Genomic DNA, 1,743 nt, shown 5'->3' with positions numbered 1-1,743 from the left:
ACCCAGCCGGTGCGGAAGGCGCCGTTGAGCTGGTGCGCGGTGATGGCCTGGCGGGGAGTGGGGCGGGGCGGCGCTGCTGATCGCGGAGACTGCGCCGGCCGGGCGGCGGGGGCGGTACGGGGGGTTCCTGCAGTTGGGGCCGACGATCGGGTTCGTGCTGGCGAACGGGGTGTTCCTGGCGCTGCAACTCGGCCTGGACGAGGGGGAGTTCCGCGCGTGGGGTTGGCGGGTGCCGTTCCTGGCCTCGTTCGTCATGGTCGCGGTGGGGTTGTTCGTCCGGCTGCGGGTCGAGGAGTCACCGCTGTTCCGGACGGGGGTGCGGCGGGAGCGGCTGCCGGTGTTGGAGGTGCTGCGCGAGCACTGGCGCCCGGTGTTGGCGGGCGGTGGGGCGATCACGGTGGGGTACGCGCTGTTCTACCTGACCACGACGTATGCCCTGGCGTACGCGACCACCGGGCTCGGGGTGGCGAGCACGCTGGTGCTGTCGATGCTGCTGGTCGGCGCGGCGGGCATGGCCGCGACGGTGTGGCTGAGCGCCTCGTGCAGTGACCGGTGGGGTCGGCGGCGGACGCTGCGGTGGGCGACGGGCCTGGCCGCGGTCTGGTCGCTGGTGTTGTTCCCGCTGCTGGAGACGGTGAGCCGGCCGCTGATGTTCGTGGCGCTGGCGGGGGCGATGGTGGTGCTGGGCGCCATGTTCGGGCCGTTGGCGGCGTTCCTGCCGGAGCTGTTCCCGACCCGGGTGCGCTACACGGGCGCGGCGTTGACGTACAACCTGGGCGGGGTGGTCGGCGGGGCGACGACGCCGCTGGTGGCCACCCGGCTGACCGGGGTGTACGGGACGGCGCAGCCGGTGGGCTGGTACCTGGCGGTGCTGGGTGTGCTGGCCCTGGGGTGTCTGCGGATGCTGCCGGAGAACACCGGCGCGGAGCTCGGTTCGGTGGGCGGTTCGGTGGACGGACCGGCGGACAGGTCTGCGGACGGCGAACGCCGCCGGGCGCCCCGGTTGGGGACGGACCCGGCGGCGTAGGCGGCCGTGGGCGGGCGTAGTCGCCCGTGGGCGTGCGTGCTCGCCCGGGGCTCAGCCGGCCAGGGCGGCGCGGCCGGCCAGCACGACGGCGGTGTGCCGGGCGACGCGCTCACCGAGGTGCTCGGCGGTGGCGATGTCGGCCTTGTGGACGGCCTCCGGGCCGGCGTCGGACGGGGAGGAGGCGGCGGCGCCGTTGAAGAAGCCGAGCCGGTTGAGGTCGTTCTCGGAGGCGGTGGTGGCGTTCCAGCCGGGCTTGAGGCCGAGGTTGACCCAGCTCATGCCGTGCTGGGCGGCGAGGGTCTGGAAGAAGGCGAGGGTGCCCGCCTTGTCGCCGCTCTTGGAGGCGGAGTTGGTGAAGCCGGCCGCGACCTTGTCCTTCCAGGCGTCGGTGAACCAGCGCTTGCTGGTGGCCTCGGCGAAGACGTGGAAGGCGCCGGAGGCGGTGCCCATGTAGGTGGGGGAGCCGAAGACGATCGCGTCGGCGGCGTCCAGCTGCGCCCACTGCTCCTCGGTGATGGTGTCGACGGCGATCGGGACGACCTCGGCACCTGCGGCGGCGGCGCCGCGGGCGACGGCCTCGGCGATCACGGCGGTGTGGCCGTAGCCGGAGTGGTAGGCGAGGGCGACGGTCGGACGGACGGCGGTCATGCGGCACTCCAGGGGGACGGGCGCGGGCCGGCGGAGGCCGGCGGGCAGGCGTGGGGACGGGACGGGGC

1 protein-coding gene and 1 pseudogene are annotated in these 1,743 nt (G+C 74.6%); one reads left to right on the top strand and one right to left on the bottom strand.

The features are described 5' to 3' along the window. Positions 1-61: 61 nt before the first annotated feature. Positions 62-1,027: pseudogene (locus ACIQOV_RS40240) on the top strand (MFS transporter); the annotation flags it as partial. A gap of 51 nt (positions 1,028-1,078) precedes the next feature. Here the strand turns inward: ACIQOV_RS40240 and ACIQOV_RS40235 are convergent. Then, positions 1,079-1,675 carry a flavodoxin family protein gene (locus ACIQOV_RS40235; protein WP_359899739.1) on the bottom strand — a complete coding sequence of 199 codons (597 nt, stop codon included), beginning with the start codon at positions 1,673-1,675 and terminating at the stop codon, positions 1,079-1,081. Between the last annotated feature and the right edge of the window lie 68 nt (positions 1,676-1,743).

Source organism: Kitasatospora sp. NPDC091257 (assembly GCF_044757675.1).
Lineage (GTDB): Bacteria > Actinomycetota > Actinomycetes > Streptomycetales > Streptomycetaceae > Kitasatospora > Kitasatospora lactacystinica.
The sequence above is the reverse complement of the archived record's forward strand: the minus strand, read 5'-3'. Positions and strand labels throughout refer to the sequence as shown.

What these genes read in the sequence shown, in the direction of transcription:
- ACIQOV_RS40235 (WP_359899739.1), bottom strand. Translation starts at nt 1,675, where the DNA reads ATGACCGCCGTCCGTCCGACCGTCGCCCTCGCCTACCACTCCGGCTAC.